This window comes from Burkholderia sp. BCC1993, assembly GCF_905339865.1.
Lineage (GTDB): Bacteria > Pseudomonadota > Gammaproteobacteria > Burkholderiales > Burkholderiaceae > Burkholderia.
Genome location: NZ_CAJPGZ010000003.1, coordinates 1 through 15478, shown reverse-complemented (window position 1 = coordinate 15478; position 15478 = coordinate 1). Strand labels below are relative to the sequence as shown.

The window sequence follows — 15478 nt, the reverse complement described above, 5'->3', positions numbered from 1 at the left end:
TTACTTGCCGGCTTTGCGCCGCGCCATGTACGCGAGGTAGGTGACGATCTGGTCGAGTTCCCGGTCGCTCAACTGATCGGGCGGGAACGCTGGCATCACGCGGCCCGGCCAGTCGCGCACCGCTGCCGGGTTGCGGATGTAGCGGCGCAGCGCGGCCGGCTGGAAGTAGTCGACCGGATTCATCGGCGTGTTCAGGTCGGGGCCGGCCTGGCTGCTGCCCGCGCCGTCGAGGCGGTGGCACGCGAGGCATTGCGTGACGAACAGCCGCTGGCCCGCACGGGCCGGATCGTTCGCCGGCAACGCCGGATCGACGGCGAGCGACGGCCAGCGCGCGAGCGGCGACGATTCGATCGCGACGCGCACGATCTGATACGGCCACTGCTCGCCGCGCACCGACGACGCGTCCGGCCCCAGCCACACGAGATAGAACGGCCCCGCGCTGACCTGCTTGCCCGGCAGCTTCGGCCACGGGTGCGCGGGGTCCTCGATCGCGAGCCACGCGACGGCGCCGGCCGGCGCACGGCGGCGCGCGAGGTCCAGCGGCAGTTGCGCGGCGAAACCGTCGGCCGCGCGCGTTTCGAGCACGCCGTCGGCCGGCAGCTGCGTGTCGCCGAGCAGGGCGGCGAACGGTACCGCGCGGAACGTCATCGGCCGGCCGTACGCGATGTCGCGCGGCACGTGGATGTCCGTCGCGTCGGCGCGCACGAGCAGCGCCTGGCGCGTCACGACACGAGGCGTGCCGTCGGTTTCGAGTTCGAGCGAGCCCTGGGCGGACGCACGCGTCGCGATCAGGCACACCGTCACCAGCAACAGCGAAAACCACCGGCGCTTCAGCATTCGTTCTCCGTGGGGGCGTTCCGGCGGCGGCAGAAAGGCGAGCGCCGCGGCCGAGGGATGGAATCGGGCGACAGTCTATCCGGTACGGGCAGCGCTGGCGACTTCGGCGCGGGAGCGGGGTCGGCACGAGGAGTCGGGCCGGGCTGCCGCTGCGAGCCCGACTACCGGGCGGTTAACGGGAGATTAACGGGCGCGGCCGATGCGCGCGGGGGGGATCGCACTGTGCGATTCGGGCAAAGGCGCGAACGCCTGGATCGATCGCGTCGGGCCGGATCGACGTGCCGGGTCGCCGTCAATGCGTCGGACACTGCGCGTCGGCCTTCGGCAACGGCGTTTCCCGTGTCGTGTCGAAATCCGCTTCGCGTGCGCCGGACGGCGTCAGCGACACGAAATGCATCGTCCCGCCGCGTGCCGGGAACCCGGCGATGCCGGTCGAGCCCCACGGAATCGGCGAACGCTGCACGCCGCTCACCGACATGCCCGTCGGCGAAAGCGCCAGGGTCAGCAGCCGCCCGTCGCGGATCGGCACATAGGCATGCGTGCCGTCGACACCGATCCCGGCCTCGCGCACCGACGCCGGCAGGCAGTCGAGCGTGGCCAGACGACGGCCGTCCGGGTCGATCAGCATCGCGACGCCGCGATTGTCCGCCGTCGTCGTGACGACGACGAAGCGGTCGACCGCCGGCACATACGCGGACGAATAGACGTAGTACTGGATCGTGTCGTTCAGCGGCCCGAGCATGTCGAGTTTCGCGGTGACCGGATCGAACATCGCGTATTCGAGCGTCGCGTCCGTGCTGCCCTCGATGTATTTTTGCCAGACCAGCAGCGCGCGCCGCGGCGAACCCGCGACCACGGGCCACCATTCGCGGCGGTGCGGCGCGACCGGCACATGGTTCACCACGCGTCCTTCGGCATCGTAGGTTTTCACGTAGACGCCGTTGCCGGTGCCGAGGTTGTCGATGCCGCCGCCGTCGATCCAGTCGGCGGAATAGAACACGACGAAGCGTTCGCCCACCGCGGCGACGTGGCCCGAGTGGCCGCCTGCTTCGACGTCGTTCGGGTAGGGCTTGACCGGCTTCAGGTCGCGCCGATAGACGCCGTATCGCTGGCTGACCACCTGCGGCGTGTTCCAGCCGTCCTCGAACGTGACGAAGATGTCGCCGCGCGGGTTCTGCGCGATCGACACGGGCTCCTGCGCTTCCGGGCGGCTGATGAACGTATGGACGCGCAGCAGGTGCGGCTTGCCCGGCAGCCATTCGCCGACGTACACGTCATGCGGCCAGTCGCCGTTGCGCAGTGCGCCGCGCGGCACGATGCCCGAGCTGCTGAAGAACACCCAGCGCCGGCCGTCGCCGGCGTCGGCCACGCCGATCCCGTGCATGAAGCGCCGCGAGTCGCCGCGCTCCTGCGGCGACTGCGGCGACGCGGGCGCCTCCACGGTAACGGTGTGCACGACCGGCGCGCCAGCAAGCGCGCGCGACGGCGCGGCGAAGGCGCAGCACGCGCCGCAGAGCACGGTCGCAACGCGCCACGCGGCGGCGCGCCCGAACGCATGCAGGCGCGCGGTGGCGACCTGCGCCGCGACCGGCCGCCGCATCATTCGACGGTGACCGATTTCGCGAGATTGCGCGGCTTGTCGACGTCGGCGCCGCGCGCGCAGCCGACGTGATACGCAAGCAGCTGCAACGGGATCACGTTGACGATCGGCGACAGCGCGTCGCCCGATTCGCGCACGCGGATCAGGTGCGTGTCGCGGTCGGCGTCGATCTCGAGATGATGGCCGGCGAGCACGTACAGCCGTCCGCCGCGCGCGCGTACCTCGGCCATGTTGGACTTCAGCTTCTGGAACAGTCGGTCGTCCGGCGCGATCGTGACGACCGGCATCGCGCTCGTGACGAGCGCGAGCGGGCCATGCTTCAGTTCGCCGGCCGGATAGCCTTCCGCATGGATGTACGACACTTCCTTGAGCTTCAGCGCGCCTTCGAGCGCGATCGGATAGTGAATGCCGCGCCCGAGGAACAGCGCGTTCTCGGTGCGCGCGAACTTCGCGGCCCAGCCCATGATCTGCGTTTCCAGCGCGAGTGCGTGGCCGATGCGGTCCGGCAGTTCGTGCAGCTGCTTCAGGTGCATCGCGACCTGCGCGGCGTCGAGCCGGCCGCGCTGCTGCGCGAGCGCGAGCGTCAGCAGGAACAGCGCGACGAGCTGGGTCGTGAACGCCTTGGTCGATGCGACGCCGAGCTCGATGCCGGCGCGTGTCAGGAAGCTGAGCGGCGCGCTGCGCGCGATCGAACTCGTTGCCACGTTGCAGATCGCCATCGACATATCCTGGCCCATCGCGCGCGCGCGCTCGATCGCGCCGATCGTGTCGGCGGTCTCGCCGGACTGCGAAATGCCGACGACGAGCGTGCGCGGATCGGGCACGGTATCGCGATAGCGGTATTCGCTCGCGATCTCGACCTGAGCCGGGATGCCCGCGATGCCCTCGAGCCAGTATTTCGCGGTCAGGCCCGCGTAGTAGCTGGTGCCGCAGCCGAGCAGCAGCACGCTTCGGGTCTTCGACAGCAGCGCACGCGTGCTGTCGCTGCCGCCGAACAGCGCGGGCGAGACCGTGTCGATGCCGGCGATCGTGGCGGCGATCGCCTTCGGCTGTTCGAAGATCTCTTTCTGCATGAAGTGCTGGTACGGGCCGAGCGCGGCGTCGTCGTCGCGCGCCTTGACGAGGCACAGCGGACGCTGTGCCTCGCTCCCGATCGCATCGACCACGGCGATCCGCTCCGGCGTGATCAGCGCAACGTCACCGTCTTCCAGGTAGACGAAACGGTCGGTCAGGTCGCCGAGTGCCGCGCAATCGGACGCGAGATAGTTCTGGTCCGCGCCGATGCCGATCACGAGCGGCGAGCCCGCGCGCGCGGCGACGAGCCGCTGCGGCTCGCGCGCGCTCAGCACGGCGATCGCGTACGCGCCGTGCAGCCGCTTGACCGCGCGAATCACGGCATCGAACAGGTCGTCGCGATACACGCTGTGGATCAGGTGCGCAATCACCTCGGTGTCGGTCTCGCCGCGAAACGTATAGCCGCGCTCCCGCAGTTCGGCGCGCAGCGCATCGTGGTTTTCGATGATGCCGTTGTGCACGACCGCGATCGTGTCGCCCGACATGATCGGGTGCGCGTTCATTTCCGACGGTGCGCCGTGCGTTGCCCAGCGCGTGTGCGCGATGCACGTCTGCGCTTCGAGACCGAGCGTCAGCACGCGGTCCTGCAGGTCTGCCACGCGCCGCAACGTGCGTTCGCTGCGCAGGCAGCCGTCACGCAGCACGGCGATGCCGCACGAATCGTAGCCGCGATATTCGAGCCGGCTCAGCGCATTGACCAGTTGCGGGACCTGATTTTTCAGGCCGCTTGCTCCGACGATTCCGCACATGATTCACCTCGTCAACAGGAAGTTTCCGGCCGGCGCGCGACGCGCGCCAGCACGATTTCAGGAGCGCCGTCGCGTCATGCGGCGTGCGTCGAGCGTCGTGCGCAGTGCGTCGCGGCACGGCGCCGGCGACCTACTCGCGGGGCTGCGGTCCCGCATGCGCGATCCATTCGATGCCCGAGATCGAGCCGTTCGCATCGTGCGACGCGACGAGAATGCGCGTCGTGCGCCGCGCGCCGCGCCGGCGGGTGCCCGCGAGCGCGGTCGGCGGCACCGAGCGCATCTTCACGCTGGCCGAGCGCCGCAGCATCTTCGACACGCGCAACCGGTACGCGAGCGGATGCACGACGCGTCCCGCGATCAGCCACGTGACGATCGTGCCGGCGATCAGCGCGATGCTCGTCACGTAGAACACGATCTGCTCGATCGGCATCTCGGCCTCGTTGAACGGCAGCAGGTAGCGGTACGTGTAGATGCAGATCGATGCCCATACTCCTCCGACCAGCGCGGGCCGCACGAGGCGGAACCATGCGACGAGCACGGGCCCGACGATGACGCCGCGCTCGGCGATCATTTCGCGCGGCGCGCGCAGGGAAAGGTCAATAATCGGCGCGTTCTTCATGTTGAATGCCTCGGTCGGGACTGACCCAGACGGCGCGCTTGCCGCGGCCCCGCAGTACGACGGCGGGCAGGGCGACGACGGTGGTGATCATGCTGATCAGCCAGAACGCGACGGGGTACCAGACGGTGTCAAGGAAATACATCAGGAGTTTTTCGTCGTAGCGACGATCGATCATGCTGCCGATGATCAGCTGCAGGATGCAGGTTGCGACCAGCAGCATCCCGTGCCAGTGCGGCACCACGGACACATGCCAGTCGGGCGGAAGCGGGTAGACGACGTCGACGAGCGCGAGCAGCAGGATGAACGACATCGAATAGGCCCATGTGATGCCGATCAGGTACTCGATGAACAGCGGCCACATCATCATCTGGGTCGGCCGCGCGAGCGTGCCCGCGTACTTGATCAGCACCTGGATGCCGCCTTTCGCCCAGCGCAATCGCTGCCGGTAGAGACCCTTCAGCGTCTCGGGCATCAGGATCCAGCTGAGCGCGTGCGGCTCGTACACGACGCGCCAGTCGCGGCACTGCAGCTTCCAGCTGATGTCGATGTCCTCGGTCAGCATGTCCGAGCTCCAGTAGCCGACGTCGGCGAGCGCGGTCTTGCGGAACATCGTGATCACGCCCGACACCGTGAAGATGCGGCCGTACACCTGCTGGGTGCGCTTGATCAGGCCAACGATCGACGAGAATTCGCCGACCTGCATGCGTCCCAGCAGCGACGTGCGCGTGCGGATGCGCGGGTTGCCGGTGACCGCGCCGACGCCCGGGTCGGTCAGGAAGTGCTCGAGCATCCAGCCGATCGCGTCATGCGCGAGCAGCGCATCGCCGTCGATGCAGAGCAGGTATTCCGCGTTCGATACCGCCGCCGCGGTGGTGAGCCCGACCGCCTTGCCTTCGTTGCGCGCGTGATGGATGACAAGCAGCCGCGGGATCTCGACGGCCAACTCGTTGAGGATGTCGCCCGTGCGGTCCCGGCTGCCGTCGTTGACCGCGATGATGTCGTAGTTCGGGTAGTCCATCGCGTTGAGGTGGCGGATCACGCTGCGCGCGTTGGCGGCCTCGTTGAAGCACGGCACGACGATCGAGATCTTCGGGATGCCGCTCGCGGCGATCGTGCGCGTCGACAGCTCGCGGCCTTCCTCGAGCAGGAAGTAATGGACGACGCCACCGATCATCCACAGATACGACATGAAGAACGGATAGTAGAAGACGAAGTCCTGCAGGCGCTGGATGATGCCGTGGGTGTTCATGGCGTCTTGGTCCCCTGTGCATGCTGCATCTGCATCAGCGCGTTGATGGAGGTCGGATCGAGGCGCGACTTCAGCGACATCACGTCGCGCATCACGTCGAGTTCCGGCTGGCCGTTCAGGAAGTTGTCCGGGTAATAGCCGAAATTCACGGCGCCCTCGCTGCGCAGTCGTCGCATTTGCGCAAGCAGCGTGCCCGCCGGCACTTGCTTCTGCGTGTGCCAGTCGTACGACTGCAGTTCGAACACGGTGCGCTGCAGCCCGCGCTGCTTGGCGCGGACGGCCCGCACGAGCTGGTCCAGCCAGCCCTCGGGATCCTTCGCCTGCTCCATGTACGGCATCGCCATCAGCGCGACGTAGTCGTAGGTGGCGAGGAAATCGTCGTAGTTCTGCGCGTACCACGCTTCCGATTCGGGCTTCAGCACCGGCAGCGCATAGATGTTGCGTGCGGTCAGCACGTCGCCCACGTTCTGGTGGGCCAGCACGATCTGTTCGAGCTGGCGGGTCAGGTCGATCAGGTAGCGCGACTTCTGGCGCGTCCAGCGTTTCAACAGGTCGGGGTTTTCGCGGATCTTGCCGACGTCGGCCGGCAGCCCCCACTGCGAATAGGTGCGCAGCGCATGCCGGCCCGCATCCTCGTAGTCGTCGAGCACGGCGTCGTCGCCGAACAGGATGCCGCTGAACGACGCGTGCTTGCTGAGATCCTCGTAGATCTGCTGGATCATCAGCCGCGCATCCGGATCGAACGGACTCAGCCGGAACACGCGCGTGCCGTTCTCGCGGGTCGGCGCGCCGCCGAATGCGCTGACGGCCTCGAGCCCGCGCTGCTTGTCCGGCGGCGGCCGGAACGCGAGCACCGGCATCCACGCGTACACCTGCACGTTGGAGCGCGTGTTGAGCTGCCACGCGGCGCGCGAGAACAGGTCGGCGCGCATCGGCAGGTGCCGGTTCGGGAAATACACCGCTTCGGCCACGCCCGTGCCTTTCGGGTCGGCATACGCCTGCAGGTACACCGATTTCGGCTGCATCCGGTAGATGCGTTCGATCAGCTTGCCGAGATTCGCTTCCTGCCGCGCGGGATCCGGATCGTAGACCTGGTCGAGATCGACCTGCACGGTGCGCTCGGGCACGTCGACGTCGCCGCGGTTGGAGGCCGGCTCGCGCATCGAGCGTTCGAAGCCGCCGATGTCGACGTCGTACATCATCAGGATCCGTCTCAGCCGGTCCAGCGGCACGTCCGGCGTATTCGGGCCGGCATCGAGGCTGAACTGGATGTCCATGCCGAGCGACGTCGATATCTGGCGCACGGGCTGGTTTTCCGCGCCGTATGGCCACACCATCGAGCGTGCAACGATGCCTGTGTGTTCGCGGATCTGCCGCACGCACGTCTGCAGGTCGTCGTGCACGCGTGCGTGGAATTCGGCGTCGGTTTCATAGCGTTTCTGGTCTTGCAGGTACAGGTGCGACGTGGTCGCCGGCAACTCGTTGCCTTGCGGATTCGCGATCGCGCCGTGATGGAGGTTGTGGGTATGGCAGCCGAGCTCGACGAGGTCCGACTGGCCGAGCTTTTTCACCTCGTCCCACGACAGGAAGTAGTCGCGCGGCACCTGGACCTTGTCGCTGATGCGGATCGGCGCGTTCGGCGGCGCATCGATCCACGCGGTGACGATGCCCATCACGGCCGGATACTTGAAGCGCTCGAGCAGCGGCAGCACTTTCGTGTAGTGGCTGCGAAAGCCGTCGTCGAACGTGAGCAGCACGGCGCGCGGCGGCAGCGGCTTGCCGCCGTGCCGGGACGCCTCGATCTGCTTGACCGTGATGGTGTGGTAATTGTTGGTCTGCAGCCACGAGAAGATCGCGGTCAGCGTGCCGGTATCGACCGCGAACGGATCGATCAGTGCCGACGGGGGCTTGAACGACTGCATCAGGTTGTCGCGCACGTCATGCAGGCAGATGACGCGAAACGTCTTGCCGTCGGCCGGATCGGATGGCGGCAGCAGGTCGATCATCTTGGCGTTCGTCACACCCGGGAACAGCGAACAGGCGGTGAACGTGCCGAGGCATCCGCACATGAAGGTCCGTCTGGTTTGCATTGCGCGATCTCCTTGCTAGAACGGCAGGTTGAGCGACAGGAAGCCGGTTTCGGAGCGCTCGCGCTGGCCGTCGTACGCGTGGCTGCTGATCTCGACGCCATAGCTCAGCGTGATGTCGTGCTTGAACGTCCACGCGTGCTCGAGGCGCGCGCTCCACAGCGGGCTGGTGCCGAAGCCGCGCTCGTTGTACACGCCGCCCGACGCCGAGACGCGCTGCTGCAGCGCCATGTCGCCCTTCTTCCACAGCGTCAGCTGGTGCATGACGGTCGCCGCGGCCGCATAGTCGCGGCCCGGGCTGAAGTAGGGCGCGTCCCGGCGCGTGTTGCTGTCGGTGCCGAGATCCAGCGAGACGTTGACGAGCTGCTTGGCGGACGTGTACACACGCTGCGTGGCGATTGCCGTGATTTCCTGGTGCAGGTTCGAATCGCTGTAGCGGCTTACGCCGTAGCTCAGCTTGACCTCGCGGCGGTCGTTCTGGCGATACACGACCGAGGCGTTCGCGGAGCGGCCCCAGATATGCGCGGCATACGCCTTCCACGGCAGCGAGTTGTCGTTGCTGTCGAGGCCGGCGCTGACCGTCCAGTAGTCGTTCAGCGCGTACGCGATCGTCCCGCGGCCGCCGGTTCGGCCGTCCCCGCCGAACGAGCGCGTGACTTCGCCCAGCACGGTGAGCGGCCCGTGCCGGTAGTCGCCGCCGATGCCCGTGCGCGTGCGGCTGACGCTGCCGGAATCGGTTTGCGCATGGCCGAAGAACGTATGCGAGAAGACGCGCCAGTTGTCGCCGAACGGTTGCGAATACACATAGCTGTCCGACGTGAAGCTGTTGTCGGCCAGCGCGCTGTTGCCGTGCTCGAAGCTCAGGTCGGTCGTGAACACGGGGCTGCGGTATGCCTTGTAGTCGCGCTTGAAGCCGCGCACGGCGCCGCTGTCCGGGAACGTGTTGTCGAGGGTCTGGTCGACGTTCTTCGCGGTTGCGTAGTCGTCTGCCGTCAGCGCCGCGCGGCCGAGGCCGGCGAGCATCTCGACGCTGTCCGGGTGGTCGGTCAGCGATGCGCGATACATCGCGATCGCCTGGCGGGGGTGCGACTGGCCGGATACCGCGTCGGCGTGCGCGGCACGGACCTCCGCGTTGAACGGCACCTCCTTCTCGAGCTGTTCCAGCGCGGCGATCCCCTCGTCGGTGTGACCCGTGAAGATCAGGTATTGCGCGCGCAGCCGGTAGTAGCGCAGATAGTCGCTTTCTTCCGGACCGACGTTGCGCACTTCGTTGACCGGCGGCAGGGACTTGCCCATGTCGTCGAGCACCTGCTTCGCGTCCGCCGCGCGTGCCTGGTCGACATACGACCAGAACAGCCCTTCGCGAAGTTCGATCGGACGCGTGCGGGCGCCATACTGGAAGCCGCGGGTCGCGCGGTCCGTAGGCGACGCGGTCGCCTGGTTCAGCGCACGCTGGTACACGCCGTTCGCCTTGGCCGGTTCGCTCAGGTAAAGGTAGGCGTCGCCAACCGCCGCCAGCGCGTCGATCGAGATCTCCGCGTTGGCCGGGATCGTCTCGAACGTCGCGACGGCCGGCTTCATGTCGCCGCGTGCCGCGAGGGCGACCGTGCGGTCGCCCGCGAGCGCCGTCCTGACCGGCGCATAGTCGGGCGTGGCCGGCATCCGCTTGTCGAGGTCGTCGGCTGCGCGCAGCGCGTTGTCGATCCCGTCGAAGCGGTCCGGACTCGTCATCGAGCGCGACTTGTCGCGTCCGCCGCGCACCTGCTGGCGTATCGACAGTTCTTCCAGCTGCGCGACGTCGACGGCGGAGAACGCATCGGGTCGTGCCTTCGCTTCTTCGAGCGCCTGGATCGCGCCGCCGCTCGCCGCGAGGCCGAACACGTCGTTGCGCACGGTCGCGACATCGGCGGTACGGAGATTCGGCATCCGGGCATTCGGTGTTTCGACGTCGGGGCCTTGCGATCGCTGGATCGATTCGCCGGGTAGCTGGGCGCCGGGCGTCTGCGAATTCGGTGCCTGCGACGACGGCTGCTGCGTGCCGGGCGTCTGGGTAACCGGCGCAGGCGAGTTCGGCATGGGGGTGCCGGATGCCTGCGCGGTTTGCGTCGGTGTCGTCGGGGCATTCGGCGATGCGGCGGCCGCGGCCGGTGCGGGCTGGATCGGCGCGTCCGATGCATGCGCGGCTGGAGCCGATGTATTCGGCGGCGCGGTGTCGGGTGCCTGGGCAAGCGACATTGGAGCATCCGACGATTGCGCGACTGGTGCCGACGTATTCGGCGGCGCGGTGTCGGGCGCCTGGGCAAGCGGGATTGAAGCATCCGACGATTGCGCGACTGGTGCCGACGTATTCGGCGACGCAGTGTCGGGCGCCTGGGCAAGCGGGATTGAAGCATCCGACGATTGCGCGGCTGGTGTCGATGTATTCGGCGGCGCGGTGTCGGGTGCCTGGGCAAGCGACATAGGTGCATCCGACGTTTGTGCGGCGGGTGCCGATGTATTCGGCGACGCGGTGTCGGATGCCTGGGCAAGCTGCTGCGTCGGCGCATTCGACGCCTGAGCCTCCGGTGCCTGCGCATTCGACGATCGCGCGTCCGGCGCCGGTTCACTCGGCTCCACCACGACCGTGGTCGGCATCGCCTGCGGCTGCGGGTTCGACGCCTGCGCGATCTGCATCGACGTATCCGATGCCTGCGCGATCGGCGTCGGCGCATGCGGGGGCAGGGTGTCCGGACCCTGGGCGAGCCGCATCGACGCCGCCGTCGGCTGCATGCCGGGCGGCAGCACATCCGGCGCGCCGTGGGTCCCTGCGATTTCCCTCGCACTGCCCGGTTCCGCGTCGCCTTCGGCGGCAAGACAGGAGCCGGACGCGATGAGCAGCAACAGCAAGGGCGCATGCAGGAGGATCCGCCGGTTGGGCGGAGCGACGGTGGTGCATTGTTGTTGACGATTGTTAGCCACGATGTCTCCTCACTCTGAAACGATCACATCGGTTGCACGCCCGACGACGCGCGTCGCCGGTCGTCGTGCTGCCGGGCAGCGAGGCCCGGCAGCGTCCGGCCGCTTCACAGGCGGTTGCGGATCGCTTGTCCAAGCAGCGCGCGCGATTCGCTGTTCTTCGGGTCGATGGCGAGGGCCCGGCTCGCGTTGTGCTCGACGCAGGTCCATTCGTCGATCCGTGCGCACCAGCGCGCCCTGGCGAGGGCGCGGGCGCCTTCCATCTCGTCGCGCGTGACGCTGGTGGTCTCCATGTGCGTCGTGTCGGCGATATCCGACTGCGGTTGCCGTTTCGGCGTGGGCTCGGTGTGTTGTCTCGTGCGTGCCAGCGCCAGCGAACGCGACGTCCGGTGCGTGTCAGCGGGGCGTGCCGCGCGACCGCTGGCCGATGCGGCGTGTGCGCTGGCCGCGAGCGTCGCGGTCGGCACATGCGCGGGGCGCGTGTGTTTCGCGGCGGAGCGGGCGGTCGGTTGTGGCGGCACGGCCGGGGCGGTCGCGGCCGACCCGGCAGGCATTGCTGACGCAAACGGCGTACCCGGTACGGAAGGCGTAACCGGCTCGGCCTGCGCGACCGTCGACGCCGCGCGGGAGGCGTCGGCCGTCGCGGCCACGATGGCCTGGCGATACTTCCCGACGGTGGTGCTGATCAAGCCGGCGATGTCGTGCGTCACGGTTGCATGGCTGCCCCCCACCACGTCCCGCTCGAGGTACGCGAAGGCGCCGAAGATCGCGGCAAATGCAACGACGCTGAGCGCCGCATTCTTTCCCGGTCCCCAGGAGGGCTTCGGCCGACGGACGGGCGCGCCGTCCGGTCGTTCTGCACGAGTCATTCGATCCTCCTCTCGATGGATTGCAGTGCATGACGCGGGTGCGCGCCCTCGGCGCGCGGATTCGACTGACGTTCACCACCGCAACTGCGTGGTGAGTGCGCCGGTTTCGACGACCGCGAACTGGGTGGCTCCCTGATAAGTCCCTTCGACCCGGTAACTTGCATCGGGCACGCTGAACAGACAGCGCGAACCCGTCGCGTTGAATTCGACGAGGACGCGTCCGTGCCGTCGCAGCCGCACCTGCACGTTCGACAGCGGTTGCCCGGTGGCGCTCGATACGAACGACACGCCGAGGTTGTACGGACGGCCATCGGGGGGAAGCGGCGCCGTACCGTCGATTCGCGCGTCGCCGCAGATGTACGAAATCACGTATCGCCCGGAGCCGGTATCGGACGAGGGTGTCGGGGCCTGGTTTTGGGTTTGGGCCGCGGCATGGATGCAGAGCGCGGATACGACAATGCCGAGGAGCCGGCGACCACGCTGTTCAAACGAGGAAGACATTGCAACCTCCATCCGGAATCGCTGGCAACGCATTTATTCCGATTTGAAAATTAGCGGCGCTATTTCTTTTTGCGACAACGCTATTGATACACGATGGGTTTCGAACAAACAATCGTGTGTGGCCCGAATGGGACAAGCTTTAAATGTCTTATTTAAATAGGATTGGCAATAATTTGACGAAATGGATCAGTGCTGAACAAAGGCGATATTGCCGAATATGAAATTTGCTCATCGGTAGTGATGACCATTTCGCAAATTTCCGACGTAAGTGGTACCGACGTTTGTACCGAAAAGTAACGACTGATAAAAGGAAGACTTGCCTCTTTCATCGAGGCGTTGCGGTGAATTTCGGAGTTCAGGTCAGGGGAATCGAAAGAGGGGATATGGCTTTATTGGTGAAAATGCCATCACATGAAAAGAGAAACTTTTAATTTGTTCTGTAACAGGGTATTTCTGTCGTATGAATCGGAAATTTATTCGGGGTCGATATTTTCGATGTAAATTAAATGCGAATCGGCTCGCAAACGTTTGGCTGTTTTTTCAGGTTTGATCGAGGTACGGAACGCGTATCGAAGAGAGAGCGGGATCGGAAAATGCGCGGCGATGGCGAACGTGGAATACCGGCGCGCCGGGCGGATTGCATCCGCGCGGCGCGCTGGCGAGTCGGGCGACGAGAGATGAGAGACGGTGAGGGGCGCTATCGGCTGCCGCTGGCGCTGCGGCGCGCGATGCGCACGGCCGGCGCGATCGACTCGTCGGTCGCGCGCGCGCCGTCGGCCGCGGTGCGCGGCCGGTTCATGATGTAGGTCCACAGCTGTTCGGCCGCGAGCCCGCGCTTGCGCGCGGACCGGTACAGGCGAATCTCGAGTTCGGTGATCCAGTCCGCCGAGCCCGCGCGGACGAGCGAGCCATCCGCGAGTTCCTTAGCCACGCAGCTTTCGGGCAGCCAGCCGATCCCGTGCCCGGCCACGACCATCCCCTTCAGCGCCTCGGACATGTGCGTCTCGAAGCACCGGTGCAGCGCGTACGGTTCGGCCGCGTTCAGCAGCAGCATTTCGACCACGTTCCCGAGGAACGCGCCCGACGAATACGCGAGCAGCGGCAGCGGCGCGTCCGGCGTGCCCGGCAGTTCGAATACCGGTTTGCCGCGTGCGTCGGGCGTCGACACCGGCAGGATCCGTTCGACGCCGAGCGTGACGAACGGGAAGTGGTTCGGATCGAGCACGATCGGCAGTTGCGGATGGTGATAGCCGAGCAGCAGGTCGCATTCACCTTCGACGAGCTGCTGCACGCCTTCGGGCACGTTCACCGCGTTGACGCGCGCGGTCACGTGGCCGACTTCGCCGTTCAGCTGCTTGAGCCATTCGGGGAACAGCGTGAACACGAGCGTATGCGCGACCGCGAAGCGCACCACCTGGTCGCTTGCCGCGAACTGGTCATAGCCGTTCACGAGGTTGCGTGCCGCATACATGCTGCGCAGGATGTCCGCGGCCAGGCCGCGGAACATCTGCCCGGCCGGCGTCAGCGTGATCGGGTTGATGCTGCGGTCGACCAGCTTCGCGTCCATCCACGTTTCGAGCGCGGCGATGCGTCGGCTGAACGCCGACTGCGTGAGGTGCCGATGACGCGCGGCCCGGGAAAAGCTCTTGGTATCCGCAAGGCTCAGGAAATCTTCCAGCCACTTTGCTTCCATGTTGATCTTCGCTGTTTATAGTCGGCGCCGGGGGGGCGGCACCATTTCACTGAACCGGTTTGGTAGCGTACCGCGCCTCGCGCATGGGGGCCGATGTTTTTTTTCGATCGGTGTCAGTCGAAATATGCATGGGCGTTGTCGGCGGGATTACGGCTGCATAAGTTCGAGGTGCCGGACCCGGCTAACCGGTTAGTTCACCGCGTCGAACTGCCCGACCCGCCGCAGACGGTACTTCCCCCAGGGCCGGCCTCGTGCCGGCCCGCCTTTCCGCTATTCCGCCCGGGTAACCGAAGGATGCGGCGCCATTCCCGTCCGCGGTGCAGGACGGGCCGCCGCGACGGGCTGCTGCCGCCGCGTCGCGGTTCGCTGCGATGCGGCAAGACCGGGCGCGGAGGTGGCGGGACGCGGTCGACTGCACGGCGGCGGGAAGCCGTGCCGGCGCGGGCGCGGAGCCGCTGCCGGCCGGCAGCGCGGCAACGGTCAGGCGTGCGGGCAGGGGAAGTATTGGTGCAGTGCAGCTTGCACAGTCGTGACACGCAGGGGAACTATGTTTCACAGACGCGGCGCAGCAGCGGCCATGTACGGGCACGGCACGCCGCTGGCGCGTCTCGCGCCGTGCGTCGCACCATCGTGGTGCGGCATGCTGCGGGGCCGTGCCGGCCGCGCGACAAAAAGGGGGGACCTGAGGGGTTATCGCAAGGCACGTTCCTTGCAAGGCAGTTAGTACGCCGGTCCGGCATGCGCAATGCCGGGGAAAACGATCGATGGAGAAAAAGATCGATGAAGCCATTCGATGAAATGCTGCAATCCGGCGATATGGTGAGGGCGCCTTACGCGCGCCTCAAGCAGTGGCTCGACACGCAGAACCCTGCAAGCCTCGCCCAGAAGGCCCACGACGCGGAAGGCGTGTTCCGCAGGACGGGCATCACGTTCGCCGTGTACGGCGACGCGCAGGCCGCCGAGCGCCTGATTCCGTTCGACATCGTGCCGCGGATCATCTCGGGCGCGGAATGGAGCCGGCTGTCGCTCGGCATCGAGCAGCGCGTGATGGCGCTCAACGCGTTCCTCGACGACATCTATCACCGTCAGGAGATCGTGCGCGCCGGCATCGTGCCGAAGCACCTGATCGCGCACAACGAGGCGTTCATCCCGGAGATGATCGATTTCCGGCCGCCCGGCAACGTTTACACGCACATCATCGGCGTCGACATCGTGCGCACCGCCGAGAACCAGTTCTACGTGCTC

At 66.8% G+C, this 15478-nt stretch carries 11 protein-coding genes; 1 reads left to right on the top strand and 10 read right to left on the bottom strand.

The genetic code is table 11. The features are described from left to right. From U4Y91_RS05115 to U4Y91_RS05070, 10 genes are all read right to left on the bottom strand, one after another. The gene (locus U4Y91_RS05115; protein WP_321803809.1) at positions 1–837 is read right to left on the bottom strand and encodes a c-type cytochrome; all 837 of its coding nucleotides are present in this window, start codon (positions 835–837) and stop codon (positions 1–3) included. Between the two features lie 292 nt (positions 838–1129). After that, on the bottom strand, positions 1130–2437 hold the full coding sequence (locus U4Y91_RS05110; protein ID WP_321804385.1) for a hypothetical protein: 1308 nt from the start codon (positions 2435–2437) through the stop codon (positions 1130–1132). Next, on the bottom strand, positions 2437–4260 hold the full coding sequence (gene glmS, locus U4Y91_RS05105) for a glutamine--fructose-6-phosphate transaminase (isomerizing) (RefSeq protein ID WP_321803808.1): 1824 nt from the start codon (positions 4258–4260) through the stop codon (positions 2437–2439). The genes U4Y91_RS05110 and glmS overlap by 1 nt, the downstream gene beginning before the upstream one ends. 130 nt (positions 4261–4390) lie before the next feature. Next, positions 4391–4879: a Biofilm PGA synthesis auxiliary protein PgaD gene (locus U4Y91_RS05100; RefSeq protein WP_321803806.1), complete on the bottom strand. Its 489-nt coding sequence runs from the start codon at positions 4877–4879 to the stop codon at positions 4391–4393. Next, positions 4857–6128 (bottom strand): poly-beta-1,6-N-acetyl-D-glucosamine synthase, encoded by a 1272-nt coding sequence (gene pgaC, locus U4Y91_RS05095; RefSeq protein WP_321803804.1) that lies wholly within the window; start codon positions 6126–6128, stop codon positions 4857–4859. The genes U4Y91_RS05100 and pgaC overlap by 23 nt, the downstream gene beginning before the upstream one ends. Continuing rightward, positions 6125–8218, bottom strand: a complete 2094-nt coding sequence (gene pgaB / locus U4Y91_RS05090) for a poly-beta-1,6-N-acetyl-D-glucosamine N-deacetylase PgaB (protein WP_321803802.1) — start codon at positions 8216–8218, stop codon at positions 6125–6127. Before pgaB ends, pgaC begins: the two co-directional genes overlap by 4 nt. Before the next feature lie 15 nt (positions 8219–8233). Further along, positions 8234–11173 (bottom strand): poly-beta-1,6 N-acetyl-D-glucosamine export porin PgaA, encoded by a 2940-nt coding sequence (pgaA, locus tag U4Y91_RS05085; RefSeq protein WP_321803801.1) that lies wholly within the window; start codon positions 11171–11173, stop codon positions 8234–8236. A 104-nt stretch (positions 11174–11277) separates the two neighbouring features. Continuing rightward, positions 11278–12039 (bottom strand): hypothetical protein, encoded by a 762-nt coding sequence (locus U4Y91_RS05080; RefSeq protein ID WP_321803799.1) that lies wholly within the window; start codon positions 12037–12039, stop codon positions 11278–11280. A gap of 72 nt (positions 12040–12111) precedes the next feature. Next, positions 12112–12540, bottom strand: coding sequence for a hypothetical protein (locus tag U4Y91_RS05075; RefSeq protein ID WP_321803797.1), 429 nt, complete (start codon positions 12538–12540; stop codon positions 12112–12114). Between the two features lie 697 nt (positions 12541–13237). Then, positions 13238–14233, bottom strand: a complete 996-nt coding sequence (locus U4Y91_RS05070; protein ID WP_321803795.1) for a LysR substrate-binding domain-containing protein — start codon at positions 14231–14233, stop codon at positions 13238–13240. A 738-nt stretch (positions 14234–14971) separates the two neighbouring features. Here U4Y91_RS05070 and U4Y91_RS05065 point away from each other — a divergent pair. Next, positions 14972–15478, top strand: a 507-nt coding sequence (locus tag U4Y91_RS05065; RefSeq protein WP_321804383.1) for a circularly permuted type 2 ATP-grasp protein, incomplete at its 3' end; no start/stop codon positions are given.

Excerpts from the sequence above, each read along its gene's own strand:
- U4Y91_RS05115 (WP_321803809.1), bottom strand. The coding sequence starts at position 837 with ATGCTGAAGCGCCGGTGGTTTTCGCTGTTGCTGGTGACGGTGTGCCTG.
- pgaC (WP_321803804.1), bottom strand. The coding sequence starts at position 6,128 with ATGAACACCCACGGCATCATCCAGCGCCTGCAGGACTTCGTCTTCTAC.
- U4Y91_RS05110 (WP_321804385.1), bottom strand. The coding sequence starts at position 2,437 with ATGCGGCGGCCGGTCGCGGCGCAGGTCGCCACCGCGCGCCTGCATGCG.
- U4Y91_RS05075 (WP_321803797.1), bottom strand. The coding sequence starts at position 12,540 with ATGTCTTCCTCGTTTGAACAGCGTGGTCGCCGGCTCCTCGGCATTGTC.
- U4Y91_RS05100 (WP_321803806.1), bottom strand. The coding sequence starts at position 4,879 with ATGAAGAACGCGCCGATTATTGACCTTTCCCTGCGCGCGCCGCGCGAA.
- pgaB (WP_321803802.1), bottom strand. The coding sequence starts at position 8,218 with ATGCAAACCAGACGGACCTTCATGTGCGGATGCCTCGGCACGTTCACC.
- U4Y91_RS05070 (WP_321803795.1), bottom strand. The coding sequence starts at position 14,233 with ATGGAAGCAAAGTGGCTGGAAGATTTCCTGAGCCTTGCGGATACCAAG.
- U4Y91_RS05080 (WP_321803799.1), bottom strand. The coding sequence starts at position 12,039 with ATGACTCGTGCAGAACGACCGGACGGCGCGCCCGTCCGTCGGCCGAAG.
- glmS (WP_321803808.1), bottom strand. The coding sequence starts at position 4,260 with ATGTGCGGAATCGTCGGAGCAAGCGGCCTGAAAAATCAGGTCCCGCAA.